The sequence below is a fragment of the Pradoshia sp. Z6_59 genome (assembly GCF_058267515.1).
Genome location: NZ_JBZCPP010000014.1, coordinates 24161 through 46647 on the forward strand (window position 1 = coordinate 24161; position 22487 = coordinate 46647).

The following is a 22487-nucleotide window of genomic DNA, read 5'->3' on the forward strand; positions in this document are numbered from 1 at the left end:
TATTAAACCATATACTCCTAACTGCCTTGTTCATGTTCCGTGAGGTTAAGATTTTCTAACCTTTCATAAACTTCAACTCTGGAAATATTATAGGACTGCCAAGTATAATCAGTGTTCCTCATTTGCTCATATTGGACTGATAATAGTTGTTTCAATTCACCTGAATCAGGGTCTGATTCATATAAATCAATCAGTCCAGATAATCCTGTATAGGATAGTTCGTTTAAATAATATAGATCAATTTTGCCTGTTTCTTTGTATCTACTTATATTTTTATCAACGATTAGTTGATCCAGTTGAACGATGTGCAATCCAGTGTAAAACAATAAACCGGTTAAAAAATAAAAATGTCTTAATGCAATTCGTTCAAGCCAGATTTTCACTAATGTATAGGTGAAAATGACAACCAGATAAAGCATTACCGTGTGTGCTAGTATTCTTAGAATCGTATATCCATAGGCCTCTTCATACATATAGAGGCGCATAAAAGCCGAGGTTAGCATAACTCCGCTAAATACGATTAAAAGATTGAGAAGGACCTGTATAAGCCTTTTAGCAGCGTTCATTTGAACAGATACATACTTTAAGGTTCCAAGTAGTATGGACCAATTTATGAGGGTAACCAACATTAACTGGGCAAATCCTGTTCTCGCGCTTGAAGCATAAGTCATATCATTGAGAAGCGGACTGCTAAAGAAATATTTAAACTGGACAACTGTAAATAATAAATAGACTCCATTGATTAGGACCAGAATCGTTGTAACAATGGTTGAATCGAACTGGAGATTTCCAGCCTCTTTCATGCTTGAGGACAGTGTTTGCGGTTGTTTTAAATGTAATACATTTAAAAAACCAAAAAACAATAGAGAGAATAGGATAATAATTATCAATCTACCAAAGAATTCACCTATGTGTACAGAAAATAACCAGTCAGGGATGTGCATAAATATCGCTTGAAAATGACTGTCTGCCGATACGAGCAATAGAATGATAATGACGAGCACCGGACAGGCAATTACAATTCCCAAAGCGATACTTTTAGCCATGCCCCCCGTTTCTTCTGCTCCCTCTTTTCGAATTTTTTTTAGGATGTAGGAGATGAATTGCTCATTGTATTTAATACTGTTTACCAGCTTCGTTTTCAATTGTTTAATAAAATTGACTCTGCTCCAATCAATTTTTTGTTGATTTGTCATAAGTGTTAGCTGAGCTGCTACAAGGATAGGTATAACCAACCCATTCGTTAGATAAAAAAGGACGTTAGATTGATAGAAATAAGATAAACCAAGAATCCAAATACAAACCATCAAAAGGCTTCCAATTCGCATATGAGTAAATTTGGTTTTCCGAAATCTCCAAAAAAACAGACCATAAAAAGCAAATAAGAACAACGGATAGGAAATCCCTACTTCTCCATGTAAAAAAGATAACTCAGCCAAAAAGCCTAGGACTATACATAACAATAAAAATACTTTATCTTCTTTTTTAAACTGAATATCCATATTAAGAATCCCCCCTCTACCTAGTTTTTCTAGGTATATAGTGATAAATATACATAGTTATTCTATGTATATAGGCAAATAGTCAAAGCGAGGCTTTCTTCCCCCATAGATACCCAGCAATACTGACTGGATATAAGATAAACGTACAAAATACACAGGCAATAATAAATGGCTTATCCAGTAAGGGGTCAAACCATTGATCTGGTACGAGGTTAAAGATAACCAAATACATTAAGGTAATGTTAGGTATCACCGTAATCAAAAACGTTTTTTTAATAAGCTTTCTGCCCTGATGTCCAAATTCCTTGCCAATTTCATAACCAAGCAAGATCCAAAAACCAATATAGATGGCCATTAAAAGTACAGGAATCGATGTTAGCAACGACCATATTTCCTTGGCCCAATTCCAATCATATGTATGGTTGATAAATGTTAACAAGATTCCGCTTATAAATAAGGACAAGTTAATTCCTGCAAAGATCCACCTTGTTTTTCTTGGTGTAAGGGTTAGTTCCTGTTTCCAGGATAAAGCAACTTCTTCTGGTGTACCTAGCCGCATTGATAGTTCTTTATAGATTAAATCGGGTGACTCATCCTCATAAATGATGTCGCAGGCCATTTCAGAAATATGCAACTTATATTCTTCCATAATAGCCGTTTTATCAGGATGGGCACCCAGTAATCGATCAAGCTGACTTAAATAATCTTCTTCAGCCCGTCTCATGTTTCTGTTCTCCCCATTACCTTGTTCATGACCTGGACATATCGATTCCATTCGTTTGTTTTAATCTCTAGCATCTCTTTGCCAGCCAAGGTAATACGGTAATACTTACGAGCGGGTCCCTTCTCTTGTTCAACCCAGTAGCACTCTATATATTCCTGTTTTTCAAGCTTATGCAAAGCAGGATACAGCGTACCTTCCTTCATCTGAAATCCATGGTCACTGCGGTGATCCATTTCTTTCACTAATTCATACCCATACATATCTCTTTCTTGCAAAAGCTGCAGAACAAGAAGTGATGTACTTCCTTTTACAAGTTCACGATTAAACATTTCTTCACCTACCTAGAAATATTAGGTACATATCAAACATACATCATTTGGAATTGTTTGTAAATATATTCATAAAAAAAATCACCAGAGAAAAACCCCCTGGTGATTTTTAATAAATATATTTTATTTTTGTAGCATTTCTTTTACTAAAGAAACCACATTAGATGGAGTGAATCCGAATTTTTCCATTAACAATTCACCAGGGCCGGAAGCTCCAAAGCGATCCATTGCTAATATTTGTCCTTCATCACCTGTATAACGGTCCCATCCAAAAGATGTACCTAATTCAATTGCTAAGCGTTTCTTAACAGTTGAAGGGATAACAGATTCTTTATATTCAGCAGATTGAGCTTCAAAGCGATCAAATGATGGCATGCTTACAACCGATACATCAATGCCGTCATTCGCTAAAATAGCCTGTGCTTGAACAGCCAATCCTACTTCAGATCCAGATGCTAACAATATAGCATCGGCAGTATCCTTATTGGAAGGTGAAACCACATATCCACCTTTAGCAACGCCTTCTTCAGCTAATTCAGCTGATAGCGGCAACGTAGTTAAGTTTTGGCGGGATAATACTAATGCAGTTGGTGCAGACTTGCTTGTTAATGCCGCTTTCCATGCAGCTGCCACTTCATTGCTGTCAGCCGGACGGATAAGTGAAACATTAGGCATAGCACGCAATGCAGCCAAGTGCTCAATTGGTTCATGAGTTGGACCGTCTTCTCCAACAGCAATACTGTCATGCGTAAATACATATGTGACAGGAAGATTCATTAACGCTGCTAAACGAATAGCTGGACGCAGGTAATCAGAGAATACAAAGAATGTTCCTCCATACACATGCACACCACCGTGAAGTGCCATACCGTTTAATGCAGCACCCATACCAAATTCACGTACTCCAAACCAAATGTTACGGCCATCATAGGAGCCTGGCAAGAAATCTTTTTCGCCCTTCAGCATCGTTTTGTTTGATCCAGCTAAGTCAGCGGATCCACCAAATAAAGATGGAAGATTTTTTGCGATTGCATTTAATACTTCCCCACCTGAATTACGTGTAGCAACGGCTTTTCCTGCTTCATAAACAGGAATATCCTTATCCCAGCCTTCAGGTAATTCGCCTTTGATTGCTGTTTCTAGTTGAGCAGCAAGTTCAGGGTATTCGTTTTTATAGCTTTCAAATAATTGGTTCCATTCTTCTTCTTTTTTAGCACCAGCTTTTACAACAGTTTCTTCGAATGTGTCATAAACTTCCTGTGGTACATAAAAATCTTCTTCGAATGTCCATTTGTAATATTCTTTAGTCAATTTCATTTCGTCTTCGCCAAGCGGAGCACCATGTACAGCTGATTTACCGGATTTATTTGGAGCACCGTATCCGATAACTGTTTTTACTTCAATCATAGTTGGACGGTCAAGATCTGTTTTAGCCTCTTCAAGCGCTTTAGCAATTTCATTCAAATCATTACCGTCTTCTACGCGAATGTATTGCCATCCGTAAGCTTTAAAACGCTCAGCAACACTTTCAGAGAAGCTCATGTTTAATTCGCCGTCAAGAGAGATATCATTGGAATCATATAGGACTACTAAACGTCCCAATTTTAAATGGGCAGCAAGAGAAGCAGCTTCAGCTGATACCCCTTCCATTAAATCTCCATCTCCGCAAATGCTGTATGTAAAATGATCTACAACATCAAAGTTGTCTTTATTGTAAACTGCCGCCAAATGACGTTCCGCCATTGCCATACCTACTGCCATCGCAATACCTTGGCCAAGTGGTCCGGTTGTAGCTTCTACGCCTTTTGTATGACCATATTCAGGATGTCCAGGTGTTTTACTGCCCCATTGTCTGAAGTTCTTAATCTCTTCCATCTCAAGGCCATAACCTGATAAGTGCAACAAGCTGTATAAAAGCATGGAACCATGTCCTGCTGATAATACAAAACGATCACGGTTAAACCAATCCGGATTTTTTGGATTATGGTTCATAAATTTGGTCCAAAGTGTATATGCCATAGGAGCTGCTCCCATAGGCATACCAGGATGACCTGAGTTAGCTTTTTCAATTGCATCGATTGAAAGTGTACGAATAGCTGTGATAGATAAATTATCTTTTTCTGTGAACATTGCCTACATCCTTTCAGATTAACCTTCTAATTTATATTAATGAAGTATAAACAGGTTGACAAGACTTTGTTGGTAAATGCTACAAAATCGTCACTCCTTAAGATATTTTTTGGAGTCTAACCTATTATGCTATACCCTTAATGTAATTTTTTATTACGTAGTTTTTTTATTTTTTCAGGTGTAACATCCTTACCTTCGGGATCGATGATTGTCAGACCTTCAACCGTATTTCGCATTGAGGTACGGAAGGTTTCCAAATACTCTTTCCTTAGGAGAGATTGTTCAGTGGCTTCTTCTTTTGTAAGGCCTACTGTTTTTGATTTCTTAGATAATTCATTAATTCTTTTAATTTTATGCATTGGCAGCATAGTATTGCTCCTTCTATTTAAAATATAAGTAGATATTGTCATCGTATAGAAAAATTGCGTAATTTTCAAGAATGAACTATTAATTAGGATTCTTTTTCATATATTCTGAATATCTCCGGTGAATGGTAGCCTTTGAGAGATCATAGCCTTTTCTGTTTAAATTCTCCGTAATTTCAGCAAATGTTAATCCTTTAATACGCAGCTCAATGACCTCCTGTAATGGTACCTCTGACCTTTCTCTTCCGCCTCCAAGATGTTGATTTGCCAAATTTCTTTGTGGTTTATATCCATTTTCAATTGCTCGTTTCATCCCTCTTCTAATTTTACTGTTTTGTAATTTCCGCTGATATTCCTCTACTATACTGATGATTTGCAAAAGCATGGCATCTGTTTCAGAAACCTCAAGCTCACCATTATGAGTAACCGTATATAATTTTACCCCTTCTTTATAGATGCAATGTAATAGAGCAATCTTGGCATTTCCTCTGCCAAGTCTTGTTTCATCCTGAATCAAGAGCCCCTCGATTTCTCTATTTTTCATTTTTTCCAGCAAGATTAGAATGCCTTCTCGTTCTAAGTCATATCCACTGGCTTGTTCTTTTTCGATTATGACAACCTCGAACCCCTTTATGGCAGCCAGTCTTGTTAACTCCTGCTCCTGCCTTTCCAGTGATGTTTCCTGAGAACTTTTATCTGTGCTGACTCTGCAATAAATTCCAACCTTCATTTTCTCTCACCATTCTTCTTTACATATAGATAAAGCCGGGAAAAATTCCCGACCTTACTGATTATATAGTTATTTATCAGAATCTGCTAAGTGTAGCATTTCTGTATTTTCATTCATTTTCTTTACAGGAATCACAATCGTTTGCCCTTCCTTTAAATGATTAATGTGCAAGTCATTATGTTCCTGAACCCAAGAGACAAATTCAGTCTGTGTCAATTCGCTGCCATCAAAACGTTCAGCCATATCCCAAACTGTATCTCCTTTTTTAACCGTGATTTGTTGATAATCATCTTTCGGTGCTTCAATATTTGTTACTATCATTGTAGTTATTAATAAGAAAAGACCTATAAAAAACAAGATGGAATAATTATAAGAAGTCCATAATTTTTTCATTAATAAAACCCCCATCGAATGTATGTTCGTTTAATATAAACTAAGTATAAACCGAACAAACGTTTTGTGTCAACACAAAAAACGAACTTATGTTTGTACTGTTAAACAGGAAATGATATACTAAAAACAAGAAAAGCTAAAAGAGGTGCGGGAGATGACTACTAAATTATCCAAACGGCAACAGGATATTTTGCTATATATTAAAGAAGAAGTTAAAACGAAGGGCTATCCACCTTCCGTTCGAGAAATCGGAGAAGCAGTCGGACTGGCTTCAAGTTCCACGGTTCATGGTCACTTAGCGCGATTGGAAAGCAAAGGGCTTATTAGACGAGATCCTACTAAACCACGTGCTATTGAAATCCTGGATATGGATCCACATGACCATATTCCAAAAACAAATTCAGTTAATGTACCATTAATCGGGAAAGTAACTGCTGGGCAGCCTATTACAGCTATCGAAAATATAGAAGAATACTTCCCTCTACCTGAGCATATGGCTCCTGCCGATGAAAATGTGTTTATGCTTGAAATTATGGGTGACAGTATGATTGAAGCTGGAATACTTAACGGTGACTATGTAATTGTTCGCCAGCAGCATACAGCAAACAATGGCGAAATTGTCGTAGCCATGACTGAAGATGATGAAGCTACCGTAAAACGTTTCTTTAAAGAAGATACTCATTTCCGTCTGCAGCCGGAAAATTCTATGCTCGAGCCTATCATTCTACAAAATGTCAGTATCTTGGGCAAAGTGATCGGGTTATACAGAAACATTCAATAAGAACGTTGGGACCGGCTTTCAGCCGGTTCTACTTATGTGTTTAAAATCTATTATCTCTATTTTCTCTATTAAACTTATGCATTTAAGGATTGGCATATTCCACTTTATAAATAGATTAATGCTTTTATTTATCTCGTAGTTTACATAATATAATTATGTAATACAAAAAGCTTGCAACCATTATGATTGCAAGCTTAAATGTCCTATATATCCCATCCTTTGTAATAGTATCTTGATCGTTTACTCTCTTCATAACACGATTGGCAAATAGCAAATGGATAATTCCAGCTTAACGGCTTATTGCATGATCGACACTTTGTTTGATATTTTTTAACCCCTTTTCTTAACTGATTATGTGCGTCTGAACTGATTTCTTCTCTTACTCGCTCCCAATAGACCGTTTCACTTCTTCGATCTAATTTATACAAAAACAATAAATGCAGTCCTACTGATTTATAAGATAATTCAAGTTCATCCAAGGAATCTTTCTTTATTAAAGGCTCTCTCAATTCTCTTCTATCCACAATGGCTTTCATATTATAGAGCCATTGATTTACGAGGCTCTCCTCAGTCGCTGAAAAAGGTAAATGCAGAAAACCGTATAAATCAGTTATCGACATTCGTCCTTCTATTTGTTCATGGCGAATTAAATGATATAAAGCTTTTTCCTGAGTAAGCGGCGCTTTTGTTGTCCCGGCAGGATTTTTAAATTCATCCCATAATTCAAAGAATTGATCAAAGCTGGAATGATAACGTTTAAAGCGTTCAAATACACCCTGTGTAGGAGCTATTGTAAATGTACTGATTGGTCGGTCTTCACCATTCAACAATCGTTTCATTAAACCAATTTGATCAGTAAATGCCACTCTTCCTTCATTATATATACCTTTACGGCCGGCACGTCCTGCTAACTGCTTTACTTCCTGAGAGGTCAATAAACGCCTTCTCGTGCCATCAAATTTATCATTTTCGAGAAAAACGACCCGCCTAATCGGTAGATTGAGCCCCATCCCGATAGCATCTGTAGATACAATCACTCGCGTCTCCCTGTTAATGAACCTCTGAATTTGTTTAGCTCTTGTCTCAGGAGGCATACTTCCATAGATTACACTTACTTTATGGCCGTTTCTCTCCAGCTTTGAAGCGGTTTGAAGCACTTTATTTCGAGAAAATACAATCAAAGCATCCCCTGCCTTGGCATGTTCAATCTTAAAAGGTTTTTTCTCTACAATAAGCGGTATATCCCGTTTGTATTCATGAATTTCTATATCATTTCCCTGAAGCAGATTCAAAATCATCCTTTTAGAGTTGTGACTGCCTATGATGTGAACTTCCCGAGCACGCGCTTTATTAATAGCTCTAAACCAAGAAAACCCACGATCTTTATCTGCGATCATTTGCGCTTCGTCTATAACCATGACATCGAATTCATCTTTCTCGGTAAACATTTCAATTGTGCAGGAATAATGCGTGGCATTTGCAATATCCTTTTCTTCTTCACCTGTCTTTAATGCACAGGCAATTCCGTTGTTTTTAAGCGTTTCATATACTTCAAGTGCCAATAATCTTAAAGGTGCCAGGTATATACCAGATGCAGCTTGCCTTAATCTATTTAACGCCTGATAGGTTTTACCGGTATTTGTTTCTCCAATATGCAGAATATATTTAGTGTTACTATAAACGGTCGTCTTGTATTCCACACCAAAGATGTCATCCAGTTTCTTTTGTTTTATTTCTTCCTGTTTCCTCAGCTCTTCTAATTTCTGTTCTCTTTTTTCAATTCTTTCTTTGTGCTGAGTATGGTATAACGGCATTTGTATATCAAATTCATCCGGGTGGGTTCGAACATCAATAAGGTCCTCTATCAATTCCTGTTCTATTTCACTTTCATATTCCCATTGAAATTCACTAATATATCCGCCGATCAGTTGCCTGATCAGCTTATGATTAATCGACCCTTTATACAAATTCTCATATTGGTCTATAATCTGATTCGGCAATTCTGATACTATAAATGGGTATATGGTTTCGTAAACAAAGGTATCAATCAGATTTTGATAAATATATTCGTCAAAAACAGTATCATCCTGGTATACGTCATATCCCCAATATAAGAGATCGTTGAGCGTTTCAAATTGGGCTTGATTGAAACCCTTCACATTTGCTATATCCTTTTGTAATTGATTTGCCACTTTATATCTGAGCTTTAAATAAAAATAAAGCTTATTACTGCTCAAAATACTTAAGGCCTCATCTTTGATAACGGTATTCTCATAATTCCCTTTCAATTTTTTTAGCTTTACTGTTTCAAATAATTCATTCCATCGTTCTTCTGTTTCTCCAAAGTAATCTTGGATCCAACTTTTCATATCAAAGGATTTTAGTCCACTAAGTTCTTGTTCAACCATTTTATTAATTGCTTTCTTGGAGGCTCCTTCTGTTTCTATACCACGCAGCCCCAAAAATTTAATTTTTTCAGTTCTATTCATCCGCTGAAGCGTTCGACTCTTCCATGCTAAATTCCAAATCTGATTCAAATAACGTTCTCTGCTTTCCAAATAATCATGTATAGCAGGCTTTGCTTCGCTTTCTTCCATATATAATGATATATCATTCAGAATATCATTTTTTGCTTTTTCAACTGCTTCTTTATATCCTTTATTCAATATGTCCATTATTTAGTTCTCCTTCAACTGCCATAAAAAATCTCTTATAAAGCTAATATATACGAATAACCGTATATCTATAAATTCAATACATTAGTTTACATAATATTATTATGTGCCATCTCTTATTTATTCTTAATTTTTGTATGAAATCGACTTGGTTCATTGGTTTATATAAATCATACATATAATATCACCGGATCAATCATAATTGTTCCATTTTGTTTGCTTTGATGGCGCATTTTTTGTTTAGCCAGCAAAAGTAAATTAAACAAAATAAACTCCCCATTCATTGAGGAGTTTTGATTTATTCTTTCATATTAAGGTTCTTGTACTTGAATTAAAACAGTTTATGTAGAATTATCAGCTTCCTTACTTTAATTTCCACATAAACAATCTCAGCTAAATTTGATATTGAATGAGTGATTGTTAAGGTTCTTAATTAGTCTATATTTATAGCTATTTTCATAAGGATTGTTACTATTGTTTAATATTAATTTGAGGTGTACAGCCATCTTCAGATAGGAATTTGCTCTACTTGCTATTCAACGAATGCCCCGTTAATTATTTTGTAACTCCATTACAATTCTGTATATACTCGTTTCCCCATTCCGTCAGCATACTAAGCGTAGGATTGAGCTTTATTCCTAGGTCAGTTAAAGAATATTCCACTTTTGGCGGAACTTGATTATAAACCTCACGGTGAATAAGTTGAAAGTTTTCCAGCTGCCTTAATTGTTTAGTCAATGATGAGTGCGTTAAGCCATCAAATCTCCGTAACAGTTCATTGAATCGTACTGGTCCGTCCTTTAGATGAAAAATAATCATCAGAGACCATTTACCCGACAATACTTTCTGAGCAGTAGTGAACGGGCAAGTTAAATCGGCACTATTTAATTCAATCATGAAATCCACCTCTTCCTTTACTCTAAGTTCATATAACCCCTATCAATTAATGCAAAAATAAACCTGTGTCTGAATTGTTGTACTCCCTTATTAGTACACCATTTAATCGTAACGACACAAAAATATCGTACTATTCAGAATAATCATAATCCAATACTATTAATTATGCATTAAAATTATTATAAAAGGGGTAGATGATATGCCGACGAATAAAGGGAAATTCAACGGGAAAGTTGCCTTGGTTACAGGAGCAAGTCGCGGAATAGGGGCTGAAATAGCCAGAAAATTAGCTGCTGGCGGAGCGGAATTTATAGGCGTTCATTACGCCAGCAATAAAGACGCTGCTTCAAAAGTTGTTGATGATATTAAGCAGATAGGCTCAAGGGCTGTGGCCCTGGAAGCAGATTTAACCACCGGCATTTCCGGTGTAAATAAGCTTTGGACTGCATTTGAAAAGACTGTTCGCTCGGAAATCGGAACTATGCGGCTGGACATCTTAATCAATAACGTAGGGATTGGACCTCCAGTTTCTTTTGAAGAAACATCCATCGAAATGTATGAGGATGTCATGAACGTTAACCTTAAAGCTCCTTTCTTCCTTTCTCAAGCTGCCAGCCCGTATATACCGAACGGCGGACGGATTATTAACACTTCTACTGGCTTTACTCGTGTTGCCGCTCCAATGCAAGCCATTTATGCGGCTTCCAAGGGCGCCCTTGAGACACTGACTTTGGCCTTAGCCCCACATTTTGCATCAAAAGGCGTTACAATTAATGCAGTAAGGCCTGGAATTACGGCTACTGATATGAACAAGGAAATGCGATCCACCCCAGAAGGCCTTGCACAAGCAGCTGCATTATCTGCGTTCAATAGAGTGGGTACAACTGAAGATGTTGCTGATGTAGTTATGTTTTTAGCATCCGAGGAAGCACGATGGGTCACGGGGCATTTTATTGATGCCACCGGAGGAAGCAGGCTTTAAAACAAGAAGTTAGAAATTCTAAGCGATTTAATAATAAAGCAGAGACAAACGGAAATATAGAACTAATCGCTATTGAAAAATTAAATTGAGAAGAAGAGAAACATTCATCTAATGGGGTTTCTCTTTACTCTTCATTTAATGGTGATACATAATGGACACCTATCCTTTTTTATTCAAGAGCAAGAATTTATGTGAAAACAGCCATATTTATTGTAGGAAATCTATTAATAGATCTTTATGCTTAGCAGATAGTTTTAACAAATCCAATTCTCCACAGCTTATTAAACGTTTAAGGGTCTTTGCTTCATTCCAAGCTAAATCATAAAGTTGTTTATCAATGATTCCCTTGAATAAAGCATCCTCCAATTCATTAGTGTCTTTCTCAAGCATCTCACCAGAGGGTAGAAGAATGATATCCAGAAATAAATCATCCATCCATGGTCTGCCATTATTTATTCCATTACAAAGACATATATCTATATACCATTGGACGATCTCTCCTCTTTGATTAAACATTGTAGTTACTGAATGGTTCTTATCTGAAGGAAACTGCTGAAGCCACATATATCCATTATCTATGATGCAAAGATTTTTCTCACCATAATTTACATATAAAGGCTTAACTACCTGTACTGCATGCAGCAACGTTATATATCCTTTGAACTCTCTTGTTTCAAGATATGTTTGGGAATATTCTCTTTTTAAAATGCGGTTCCAGTCAAAACGACCACCATATTTTCTTTTTAGCATACACGTATCTCCAATACTATGGACTTTCTTAGACTATTAAAATTCTCAGCATACTCCTATATTTCAACCAATTAATTCGCATAAAACTCAATTGCTATACTTAACTTTTAATATTCTTATCTCTGCTACCTCAATAAAATTTTAATAATAGCTCTGTTAAATATTAAAAACCAAAGCCCTTTTACACGTGTTTACTTATGTTACTGGGGGAAGTCCGTTTGTGGAAACTCCTAAATGTAGAGAGTTATCAATATTTTACAATTGTGGTTACACCACGTTCAGTTAATAATGTTCGATGGCTAAGCTCTTCTACCCATTTTTTAGGGTTAAGCTGAAATAATCCATATTGATTTTGGTAGGTGTAACTACCAACGTTGATCATAATGGGCTCTGGAACTTCAAGAACACGCTGTATATATTCTTCATACCAATGTTGAACAGGTATTTCATAAAGTTCGATAACATCGCCTATATCCATATATTTCTCCAAATAAACGAAAAAGTGATTACCAAGAGCTCCGACTTCATATATATATGGCATTGATAATATTGGTTTAACAATATCACACCACCATTTCTCTGCTTCATACACTGAGAAACACATATCTAATTCATCTATGCCATTAATAGGGTAATCCTCTATTTCTTCAGGCATTATAAATGGCTTAGATGATGCCAAAAATTGAATACGCGACATATACAAGCCCTCCGTTCACTACCATAAACTAGTTTCTATTCAATAAATTTATTTTGAAATCATTACAATTCCACTCTATAACTTTTTCTACTAAACTGCGAATCATTTCAAAATCTCATATATTATTTTTTTGAAATCTACTCTTCCATAAATAATTATATAAATTCTAATCAGCTTTATTAACATACATGATAAAATAACAAATAGAACAGAGAAAAGATGGGAGAGGAAGAAAAAAATGACAACTACCATTCATCCACAAAAAGAAACGCCTATTTTCCCCCACTCAGGCCATTTCATTGAAACAGAGAACAGACGAATTCCTATCTTAGCTCGTCACGGTGAACCACTTGTTGTGGTATTGGGAAACGTGTTAAGCGACGAGGAATGCGATACATTGATAGAGTTAGCGAAGCAAGATATGAAACGCTCAACCATTGGAGCAACCCGTGAAGTAAACGGCATGCGTACGAGTACAGGTGCTTTCATTGAAGATGCCCAAAATGAAACCGTTTTACGCATTGAAAAACGACTAGCTGAAATCACTGACATTCCGTCTGAACATAGTGAAAATCTCCATATCCTTCGCTATACTCCTGGTCAAGAATACAAAGCACATTTTGATTATTTTGCTTCAACAAGTCAAGCAGCTCAAAACAATCGAATCAGTACAATTGTCTTATACCTAAACAATGTGGAAGAAGGCGGAGAAACGTATTTCCCTCATCTAGACTTATCAGTCGCTCCACAAAAAGGAATGGCGGTTTACTTTGAATATTTCTACCAAGACGAATCTCTGAACGAAAAGACCTTACATGGCGGTGCCCCTGTCACGAAAGGTGAAAAATGGATTGCAACTCAATGGATTCGGAAACAGCGTATTCGTTAACAGGACAGTAAAGTGAGGCAATTATGTATGCCTTGCTTTTTCTTTTGTGCCGATACATTCTATTAAATTATTTTTATCAAGTTAAATTTTCAAGAATACAACAATCCAATTATATGAACTATAAACTAATTAAAAAAGCATGGATTTAATCCATGCCAACGGTTAACTATCAGATAGTTGTTTACCAGCAAGTGATTCGCACACATGCTTCCAACTAACTGGTTATCATTTTATTTTTATCTGATTAATTTCATGTACGATCTCCGGATTGACTAAGGAGGATAAATCACCTGCATCCTGGTTAAGGAAGGTAGATTTGATGACTCGGCGCATAATTTTCTGGTTTCTCGTTTTTGGCAGGTCGCTCACGAAGTAAATAGCTGAAGGCTTGAGTGCTTTTCCAAGCTGATTGCCCAAAAGCTTCATGAGCTCAATTTCGAGTTCTGTACTCCCCTTTACATTCGTTTGTAAAACGGCAAAGCATACACAGGATTCTCCTTTAAGCTCATCCGGAATACTGATAGCAGCCGCTTCAATCACATCTTCATGCTTAATAAGAATGGATTCATATTCAGTCGGGCCTATTCTTTTTCCCGCTATATTCAATGTATCATCAGATCGCCCTTTGATCTCCCAAAAAACACCGTCTGTACTTACCCAATCCCCATGGACCCAGGTATTCTTATAGGTGCTCCAGTATGTATCCAAGTATCTTTCCTTCTCATTCCAGAAGCCTTTTGTCATGCCTACCCATGGAGCACGAATACATAGCTCCCCCACTTCGTTCTTAACAGATTCACCGGATGAATTTAAAACCGTAATATCCATGCCTGGCATAGGAGAATTAAATGTAACAGGAGCAATAGGCTTCAATAAAACATTTCCTAAAATGCCGCCGGATATTTCGGTGCCTCCTGAATAATTAATAATCGGGATTTTCTTTTTCCCAACCCTTTCAAACAACCAATTCCATGGATCCGGATTCCAAGGCTCACCCGTTGATCCAAACACTTTAAGAGATGAAAGATCATGAGAACCAATCGAATCATCGGCTCTTGCCATAAGAGAACGAATTAATGTAGGTGAAATTCCCAATTGAGTAACTTTCCACTTTTCAACCAACTTCCATATCTGATTAGCCGTTGGGTAGTCAGGCACCCCATCATAAAGCATGATTGTAGCTCCATTCATTAAACTGGCAAACAACTGAAAGGGTCCCATCATCCAACCCATATCCGTTATCCAGAGGAGCTTATCACTCTTAACCACATCCATTGAGATCCTTGCATCAATCGCTGATTTTATCGGAAAACCGGTATGAGTGTGGACTGTTCCTTTTGGTTTGCCTGTTGTCCCTGAGGTATAAATGAGCATGAATGGGTCATCACTCTTCATTTCAGCAGAGACGTTCACCGGTTCTGTCTCCTCAATTTCACTCCAGGATACAAATGGAGCATGTGACACACTCTCTCCCACTACCACTACTTTCTCCAAAGTATTCATTTCATCTAAAACATTTGTAACCGTATTTAACATATCAACCTTTTTACCACGGCGAGTATAGGACTCTGCCGTTATAATCATTTTGGAACCTGCTGCGTTTACGCGCGTTTTTAGGGCATCCTCTGCAAAACCGGAGAATACAGGCGAGACAACCGCTCCAATTTTTGCAGCAGCCAGAATGGCAACAATGGTTTCCGGAATCATTGGCATATAGATCGTTATTCTGTCTCCACGTACAATCCCCTGTTCCAATAACCCTCCTGCTACACGGCTTACCCAATCATATAATTGCGGAAAGGAGATTTTCCTTGTATGCCCTGCTTCATTTTCATATTCGATTGCATGATGATTAGAATATATCCATTTCTCTATACAAGAATCCACAATATTACAGGTTCCACCAACATACCAATCCGGGAATTCAATCCCATTTGATAAATCCATTACTTTTTTATAAGGTGTTTTCCAACTAAACCCCAATTCTTTTTCGACCTCTCCCCAATACCAATCGGGTTTTTCAATCGATTTAGCATAAAATTGGTCATAATCTTTAAGGCTCAGTTCTTGTATCCATTTTTGAAGACGCAGGTTAGAAATCGTACGATGATCGGGTATCCAGGCTACTTGGCTCATGAAAGAACCCTCCGTTTCCTCAAACCGGGTAAACCGGATGTTTTCGGCATGAAAAGACCTGATATTTACTTTCATATAAGCTAAATCTAGTGATTAATTGACTTCTTAAATCATTAGGTTCAACAATATCATCAATGATCATTTCTGAGGCGAGGCGATAAATATTAATATCTTCCTTGTACTCTTCTCTTTTTTCCATAATGAAGCCTTGGCGCTCTTCTTCAGGGAGGGCGGCAATTTTATTGGCATACACAGCATTCACTGCCGCTTCAGGACCCATCACTGCAATCGAGGCAGTCGGCAAGGCAATACAGCAATCTGGTTCAAAGGCTGGACCGGCCATCGCATAAAGGCCAGCTCCATACGCTTTCCGAACAATAACAGAGATTTTTGGAACGGTTGCTTCACTCATGGCAGCAATCATTTTTGCACCGTGCCTGATAATTCCTGCCTGCTCTACTTTAGTGCCAATCATAAAGCCTGGAATATCGGCCAAAAAGAGTAATGGTATATTGAAGGCGTCACACAGATTAATGAATTTGGCTGCTTTATCAGCTGAATCATGAAAAAGAACTCCACCCTTTACACGCGGCTGATTGGCAATAATTCCAACCGGTTTTCCACCCATTCGGGCAAGGCCAGTAATTAATTCAGGTGCAAACATTTTCTTGATTTCACAAAAGGAATCCTCGTCTATTAATTGATTAATGAGATCATACATATTAAAGGGTGCATTTTGATTCTGAGGGATAAGATCTGCGATTGTTTTGTCTGATACTTGAGGTAGTTTTTCTTCGGTGCTTTTAGTTTTTTCGGCAAAATTGGCCGGGAAGTAGGATAGATATTTCCGGGCATATTCGATTGCCTCTTGTTCACTGCTTACTAGGACATCTCCGCATCCTGATACGGAACAATGCATTTTCGCTCCGCCCATTTGCTCCAATGTGACCTTCTCACCAATCACCATCTCTGCCATCCTAGGAGAACCAAGATACATGGAAGCATTCCCATCCACCATTACAACGATATCGCAAAATGCTGGAATATAAGCACCGCCTGCTGCAGAAGGACCAAATAATAAACAGATTTGCGGGATTTTCCCGGATAGTTTTACCTGATTATAAAAAATTCTGCCAGCCCCTCGGCGCCCAGGGAACATCTCTACCTGATCGGTTATTCTCGCACCAGCTGAGTCTACTAAATAGAGCATAGGGATTTGAAGCTTATCAGCAGTTTCCTGAATACGAATGATTTTTTCAACCGTCCGTGCACCCCATGATCCAGCTTTAATGGTTGAATCATTGGCCATAACAGCAACCGTTTGACCATTTATTTTCCCTAATCCAGTTACCACCCCGTCTGCAGGTAAACCTTCCGCAGAATGATTCGCAAACAGTCCATCCTCCGCTAAAACGCCTTCATCAAACAATAGCTCTAAACGTTCACGAACGAACAATTTGCCTGCTTCTTTATTTTTTTGATGATACCTCTCTTCTCCGCCTCCTTTTATTTTTTCTATTCGTTCTATAAGGTCATTTTGAATTGTATTCATGGTCATCTACCTTTCTATTGAGAGTTTATTCACCGGTATATACAGGCTTACGTTTTTCCTTGAATGCCATGAGCCCCTCCATACGATCCTTCGTTGGAATGGTAACCTGATAGCTCATTTCTTCAATTTGCAAACCATGTACCAAATCTGTTTCCATGCCTCTTTCAATCGCTTTTTTAGCTTCCTTCACTGCGATAGGTGCATTGGCTACGATTTTCCTTGCGATTGATAGGCTCATCGTCTCCAGTTCATCCGGCTTGGAGATTTGATTAACCAGGCCAATTTGCAGTGCCTCTATGGCATCTATCCTGCGAGCGGTGAAAATAAGTTCCTTTGCTTTACTGATTCCAATTAATCTCGGCAGTCTCTGTGTTCCGCCTGCGCCTGGAATGATTCCCAGAGAGGTTTCTGTGAGCCCCATCTTGGCATGATGGCTGGCCACTCTTATATCACAAGCCAATGCAAGCTCAAGCCCTCCGCCAAATGCTGCCCCATTAATCGATGCAATCGTCGGCTGCGGCATTTGGTCAATCATTGAAATGGTCTCCTTGATTAATCTGACCGCTTCTCCTACCTGTGCTGGAGTCATATTTAACCGTTCCTTTAGATCAGCACCAGCACAAAAGGCTTTGTCACCGCTGCCAGTGAAGACTATACAATGAATAGATGGATCTTCTTGCAAGAACTGGAGTGTTTGTTGCAATTCTTTTAACAACTCAATAGATAAAGCGTTGGATTTATAAGGCTGATCTAATACAATCACTGCTATCCCGTCTTCTCGTATGGATCGCTTGATCATCAGTTGACCCTTCTCCCTTCCTTTTTCTCCTGGATAGCCATTTGTTTACTCGACAAAGGGATACCCATCTGTTTTTGAATATAATCTGCAGCTTCAGCTAACATTCTTCCATCAATACCCGTACGAATCCCCATCCTCTCAAGCATATAAACTAAGTCATCAGTGGCTACATTTCCTGAAGCTCCAGGTGCATATGGACAGCCACCTAATCCGCCAAGCGAGGAATCAAAAATCGTGAATCCTTTCTTTAAAGCTACTAATATATTAGCCAGTGCCATGCCGCGTGTGTCATGAAAGTGTAATGCGATACGATCCTTATTAAACCGTTTTGTTACTTCATCCAGTAAAAAATCAACCTGTTTTGGATGGGCAATACCAATTGTATCGCCAAGAGAGATTTCATCTACACCCATCGCAAACAGCTTATCGCATATATGTAAGACAGCGTCAATCTGAACTTCACCCTCGTACGGACAGCCAAACACTGTCGATACATAAGCTCGGGTTGTTTTTCCTTCCTTTGATGCATCCTCTGCAACCTCCTGAAGAATTGGAAAGGTGTCTGCAATGGATTTATTTATATTTTTTTGATTATGTGCTTCACTCGCTGACATGAAAATAGAGACTTCATCGATATTTGCTAACAGCGCATTTTCCAATCCCTTTCGATTTGGCACTAGAGCCGCATAAGTGACCGTATCCTTGCGCTTGATTTTCCTTGATACCTCCAGCGCATCAGCTAGCTGCGGAATCCATTTAGGAGCAACAAAAGATGTAATTTCAATATAAGAAAGACCCGTTTCGCTCAACAGGTCAATCCATTCTATTTTTTGTTCAGTCGGAGCTATATTCATCTCGTTCTGCAAACCGTCCCGGGGGCCAACTTCTTTTATTTGTACAAATTCAGGTATCTCCAAAAAAGTCCTCTCCCTTCTAGTCAATACGGATTAAAACATCGCCCTCATTTACAAAATCCCCTTCGTTTACGACAACCTCTGTGACGAGTCCGTCTCCTTCAGCGGCTATAGGAATTTCCATTTTCATAGATTCCAAAATGACCATGTCCTGACCGTTTTCAACGGTATCTCCCTCTTTTACTTGTATTTTCCATACATTTCCCGCCATACTTGCTTTGATTTCTTCAGCCATTATTACCTCTCCTATCTGTTTTTCATTTTTTTAAGATTTGCTTCAATAAATCCAGTTGTTGTGTCTCCCGCCTTAAATGCTTCATGCTGGATGACCGTTAAAAGCATGGGTAGATTTGTTTTAATTCCCTGAATTTCATAGCTTTGAAGTGCTTTTGTCATACCGATAATAGCTGCTTCCCTGCTTGGTGCCGACACAATTAGTTTTGCAATCATCGGATCATAAAATGGTGTTACCTTTGAGTTACCACTGATTGCAACCTCGTTTCGTACCCCTGGACCTTCCGGTAATTTCAGATGGGTTATTTGCCCGGGTGATGGTAAGAACGTAACGGGATCCTCCGCATAGACTCTAACTTCAATAGCATGACCCTCTAACCGAATATCATCTTGGGTAAAACGTAGATTCTCCCCATAGGCAATCCTAATTTGTTCCTCAACCATATCAATTCCCGTAATTTCCTCTGTTACCGGATGTTCAACCTGCAGGCGTGTGTTCATTTCAAGGAAATAGAAATTCTTTTGTTCATCCATTAAAAATTCAAAGGTACCGGCATTATAGTAGCCTAAATCGCGTACGGCCTTTAATGCTGTTTCGCCCATTCTTTTTCGTAGACTCTCATCAACAAATGAAGATGGTGCTTCTTCTACCACTTTTTGATTACGGCGCTGAATGGAACATTCGCGTTCCCAAAGGTATACAGCGTTGCCATGCTTGTCTGCCAGCACTTGAATTTCAATATGCCTCGGGTTCACAATGACTTTCTCAAGGAACATATCCCCATTTCCAAAAAAACTTTGGGCTCGGTTTTGATTGCCTTCATATGCTTTTGTGAGCTCGATTTCATTTGAGACAGACTGCATGCCAATCCCGCCTCCGCCAGCAGAGGCTTTCAGCATTACAGGATATCCGAGTTTCTCAGCTACCATGACTGCCTCCTCCGCATCAGCAAGCGGGTACGATATTCCAGGCACAACCGGTACACCTGACTTCTCCATGGCCACCCTTGCTTTTGTCTTTTGACCCATTAGTTCAATGACACCCGGAGAGGGACCAATGAAAACAATATTTTCTCTTATGCATTCCCTCGCAAACTCACTGTTTTCACTTAAAAATCCATAACCCGGATGGATAGCTTCCACATCATGCTCTTTCGCAATTTCTAATATTTTCGCGGTATTAACATAGCTTTCATTTACTCTTGGACCACCCAAAAGAAAAGCAAAATCCGCTTCCTTAACAAAAGGTGCCTCATGATCTGCCTCCGAATAGACCGCAACCGTTTCAATATTAAGGCGTTTACAGGTACGGATTATTCTTGAAGCAATTTCCCCTCGATTGGCAATTAATATTTTCTTAAACAATGCTGCTCCTCCTCACGTTCCCAAAATCTGCATGGATTGTTCACGAAGCTTATATTTTTGAATTTTCCCAGAAGCTGTCATCGGATATTCGTCGATAAATTCGATATAGCGTGGTATTTTGTGCCTTGAGATTTTCCCCTGGCAATAATTTCGGATATCCCCGGCTGTTATGGATGTGCCGTCTTTTGGAATAACCCATGCCATTACTTCTTCACCATATTTGGCATCCGGTACACCAATGACCTGGACATCAAGCACGGCAGGATGCTGGTATAAAAACTCTTCTATTTCTCTCGGATAAATATTTTCGCCACCACGGATAATCATGTCCTTAAGCCTGCCAGTAATAGCGCAATACCCATTTTCATCCATGACAGCCAAATCACCGGTATGAAGCCAGCCATCTTTGGAAATCGCAGCTGCAGTTGCTTCTGGATTTTTGTAATAACCCTCCATGACATGGTAACCGCGTGTGATTAACTCGCCATGCTGCCCCCTAGTGACTTCATTCTCAGTGCCAGGCTCGACGATTTTCACCTCAATATTAGGCATCGATCTGCCAATGGAGCTGACTCGCAATTCAAGCGGATCGTCCGTCCTCGTTTGAGTGATACCCGGAGAGGATTCGGTCTGTCCAAATACAATCGTTATTTCATTGGCTCCCATCTTTTCCACTACACCCTTCATGACTTCAATAGGGCAGGTGGAACCAGCCATTATACCTGTACGCAAAGTAGATAAATCGTATTCAGCAAAGTCCTCTAGGTTCATTTCAGCAATAAACATCGTCGGAACACCGTGAAGAGCTGTACATTTTTCTTCTTCGACAACCTGTAAAACACTGCGCGGATTAAACTCCTGTAATGGAATCATGGCTGCACCAACAGAAACGGCTGTTAATGTTCCTAATACACACCCAAAACAATGGAAGAAAGGAACAGGAATACACATTCGGTCTTCATTTGTCAGCTTCATTCCTTCAGCAATATTGATCGCGTTATTGACGATATTGCGGTGGGTCAGCATAACTCCCTTTGGAAAACCAGTTGTTCCAGACGTATACTGCATATTGATGACATCGCCGTCGTGTAAGGAATCCAGCCTTTCAGTCAATTCCTGCTCTGATGTGTGGGAAGCCATTTTCATCACATCATCCCAGCTGTACGTACCAGGATATCGATTCTCACCAAGCACGATAACATTTTTTAAATAAGGCAGTTTCTCTGAGACCAGCTCTCCAGGAGGTGCATCTCTTAGTTCCGGTATGACTTCATAGAGTGTTTCAATATAGGAATGATCCTTCACATTTTCCATTAAAATCAGTGTTTTTGAATCAGACTGCTGCAGAAGGTATTCTAGCTCTTTGGCTCTGTAACTCGTATTTACCGTAACGAGCACCGCTCCCATTTTCCCTGTCGCATATTGGGTAATCAGCCATTCAGGAGTATTAGTCGCCCATATGGCAAGATGATCTCCCTTTTCCATTCCAAGCGACATAAACGCTCGGGCTGCCTCCTTGCAAACATCATTAAACTGTTTATACGTATACCGAAGACCCCGATCTGCATAAACAACTGCTTCTCGCTCCGCATTCTCTTGAGCTATTTCATCCAAAAGAGCACCCACTGTTTTCTGAACCAAAT

Annotated in this window: 21 protein-coding genes; 3 read left to right on the top strand and 18 right to left on the bottom strand. The window is 38.7% G+C overall.

Going from position 1 to position 22487, the window contains the following annotated elements:
* Nucleotides 1–17: 17 nt before the first annotated feature.
* The 7 genes from AC4D4B_RS14095 to yneA form a co-directional block, all read right to left on the bottom strand.
* Nucleotides 18–1502 carry a DUF4153 domain-containing protein gene (locus AC4D4B_RS14095; RefSeq protein ID WP_491000299.1) on the bottom strand — a complete coding sequence of 495 codons (1485 nt, stop codon included), beginning with the start codon at nt 1500–1502 and terminating at the stop codon, nt 18–20.
* A gap of 82 nt (nt 1503–1584) precedes the next feature.
* Nucleotides 1585–2226 (bottom strand): HAAS signaling domain-containing protein, encoded by a 642-nt coding sequence (locus AC4D4B_RS14100; RefSeq protein ID WP_490994613.1) that lies wholly within the window; start codon nt 2224–2226, stop codon nt 1585–1587.
* Complete coding sequence (locus AC4D4B_RS14105) at nt 2223–2555, bottom strand: PadR family transcriptional regulator (RefSeq protein WP_491000300.1); 333 nt, start codon at nt 2553–2555, stop codon at nt 2223–2225. Before AC4D4B_RS14105 ends, AC4D4B_RS14100 begins: the two co-directional genes overlap by 4 nt.
* A 123-nt stretch (nt 2556–2678) precedes the next feature.
* Complete coding sequence (gene tkt / locus AC4D4B_RS14110; protein ID WP_490994615.1) at nt 2679–4685, bottom strand: transketolase; 2007 nt, start codon at nt 4683–4685, stop codon at nt 2679–2681.
* A 137-nt stretch (nt 4686–4822) separates the two neighbouring features.
* Nucleotides 4823–5053, bottom strand: coding sequence for a DUF896 domain-containing protein (locus tag AC4D4B_RS14115; protein WP_139891586.1), 231 nt, complete (start codon nt 5051–5053; stop codon nt 4823–4825).
* Nucleotides 5054–5132: 79 nt separating this feature from the next.
* Nucleotides 5133–5780 (bottom strand): YneB family resolvase-like protein, encoded by a 648-nt coding sequence (locus AC4D4B_RS14120; RefSeq protein ID WP_490994616.1) that lies wholly within the window; start codon nt 5778–5780, stop codon nt 5133–5135.
* A 69-nt stretch (nt 5781–5849) separates the two neighbouring features.
* A complete protein-coding gene (gene yneA / locus AC4D4B_RS14125) occupies nt 5850–6173 on the bottom strand; it encodes a cell division suppressor protein YneA (protein ID WP_491000301.1) in 324 nt (107 codons plus the stop codon).
* A gap of 154 nt (nt 6174–6327) precedes the next feature.
* Between yneA and lexA the strand changes: the two genes are divergently transcribed.
* Nucleotides 6328–6954 (top strand): transcriptional repressor LexA, encoded by a 627-nt coding sequence (gene lexA / locus AC4D4B_RS14130; RefSeq protein WP_066104026.1) that lies wholly within the window; start codon nt 6328–6330, stop codon nt 6952–6954.
* A gap of 203 nt (nt 6955–7157) precedes the next feature.
* Here the strand turns inward: lexA and AC4D4B_RS14135 are convergent, their stop codons facing one another.
* Nucleotides 7158–9629, bottom strand: a complete 2472-nt coding sequence (locus tag AC4D4B_RS14135; protein ID WP_491000302.1) for a helicase-related protein — start codon at nt 9627–9629, stop codon at nt 7158–7160.
* Between the two features lie 555 nt (nt 9630–10184).
* Nucleotides 10185–10526: a winged helix-turn-helix transcriptional regulator gene (locus AC4D4B_RS14140; RefSeq protein WP_491000303.1), complete on the bottom strand. Its 342-nt coding sequence runs from the start codon at nt 10524–10526 to the stop codon at nt 10185–10187.
* Nucleotides 10527–10725: 199 nt separating this feature from the next.
* Between AC4D4B_RS14140 and AC4D4B_RS14145 the strand changes: the two genes are divergently transcribed.
* Nucleotides 10726–11508: an SDR family NAD(P)-dependent oxidoreductase gene (locus AC4D4B_RS14145; RefSeq protein ID WP_491000304.1), complete on the top strand. Its 783-nt coding sequence runs from the start codon at nt 10726–10728 to the stop codon at nt 11506–11508.
* A gap of 207 nt (nt 11509–11715) precedes the next feature.
* On the opposite strand, the gene AC4D4B_RS14150 is transcribed toward AC4D4B_RS14145, so the two are convergent.
* Nucleotides 11716–12258 (bottom strand): ribonuclease FAU-1 family protein, encoded by a 543-nt coding sequence (locus tag AC4D4B_RS14150; protein WP_491000305.1) that lies wholly within the window; start codon nt 12256–12258, stop codon nt 11716–11718.
* A gap of 247 nt (nt 12259–12505) precedes the next feature.
* A complete protein-coding gene (locus AC4D4B_RS14155; RefSeq protein ID WP_491000306.1) occupies nt 12506–12955 on the bottom strand; it encodes a hypothetical protein in 450 nt (149 codons plus the stop codon).
* Between the two features lie 238 nt (nt 12956–13193).
* On the opposite strand from AC4D4B_RS14155, the gene AC4D4B_RS14160 reads away from it, so the two are divergent.
* Entirely contained in the window at nt 13194–13844 is a 651-nt protein-coding gene (locus tag AC4D4B_RS14160; RefSeq protein WP_491000307.1) for a 2OG-Fe(II) oxygenase, read from the top strand.
* Nucleotides 13845–14069: 225 nt separating this feature from the next.
* Here the strand turns inward: AC4D4B_RS14160 and AC4D4B_RS14165 are convergent, their stop codons facing one another.
* Genes AC4D4B_RS14165 through AC4D4B_RS14195 form a run of 7 tightly spaced genes read right to left on the bottom strand, consistent with a single transcriptional unit; the run spans nt 14070 to nt 22485 of the window.
* Complete coding sequence (locus AC4D4B_RS14165) at nt 14070–15980, bottom strand: AMP-binding protein (protein WP_491000308.1); 1911 nt, start codon at nt 15978–15980, stop codon at nt 14070–14072.
* A 19-nt stretch (nt 15981–15999) separates the two neighbouring features.
* On the bottom strand, nt 16000–17532 hold the full coding sequence (locus AC4D4B_RS14170) for an acyl-CoA carboxylase subunit beta (protein ID WP_491000309.1): 1533 nt from the start codon (nt 17530–17532) through the stop codon (nt 16000–16002).
* A gap of 25 nt (nt 17533–17557) precedes the next feature.
* Nucleotides 17558–18331, bottom strand: a complete 774-nt coding sequence (locus AC4D4B_RS14175; protein WP_491000310.1) for an enoyl-CoA hydratase — start codon at nt 18329–18331, stop codon at nt 17558–17560.
* Nucleotides 18331–19248 carry a hydroxymethylglutaryl-CoA lyase gene (locus AC4D4B_RS14180; protein WP_491000311.1) on the bottom strand — a complete coding sequence of 306 codons (918 nt, stop codon included), beginning with the start codon at nt 19246–19248 and terminating at the stop codon, nt 18331–18333. Before AC4D4B_RS14180 ends, AC4D4B_RS14175 begins: the two co-directional genes overlap by 1 nt.
* 16 nt (nt 19249–19264) lie before the next feature.
* Nucleotides 19265–19480 carry an acetyl-CoA carboxylase biotin carboxyl carrier protein subunit gene (locus tag AC4D4B_RS14185; protein WP_066104050.1) on the bottom strand — a complete coding sequence of 72 codons (216 nt, stop codon included), beginning with the start codon at nt 19478–19480 and terminating at the stop codon, nt 19265–19267.
* An 11-nt stretch (nt 19481–19491) separates the two neighbouring features.
* Nucleotides 19492–20844 (bottom strand): acetyl-CoA carboxylase biotin carboxylase subunit, encoded by a 1353-nt coding sequence (locus AC4D4B_RS14190; RefSeq protein ID WP_491000312.1) that lies wholly within the window; start codon nt 20842–20844, stop codon nt 19492–19494.
* A 12-nt stretch (nt 20845–20856) separates the two neighbouring features.
* Nucleotides 20857–22485, bottom strand: coding sequence for an AMP-binding protein (locus tag AC4D4B_RS14195; protein ID WP_491000338.1), 1629 nt, complete (start codon nt 22483–22485; stop codon nt 20857–20859).
* Nucleotides 22486–22487: the final 2 nt, after the last annotated feature.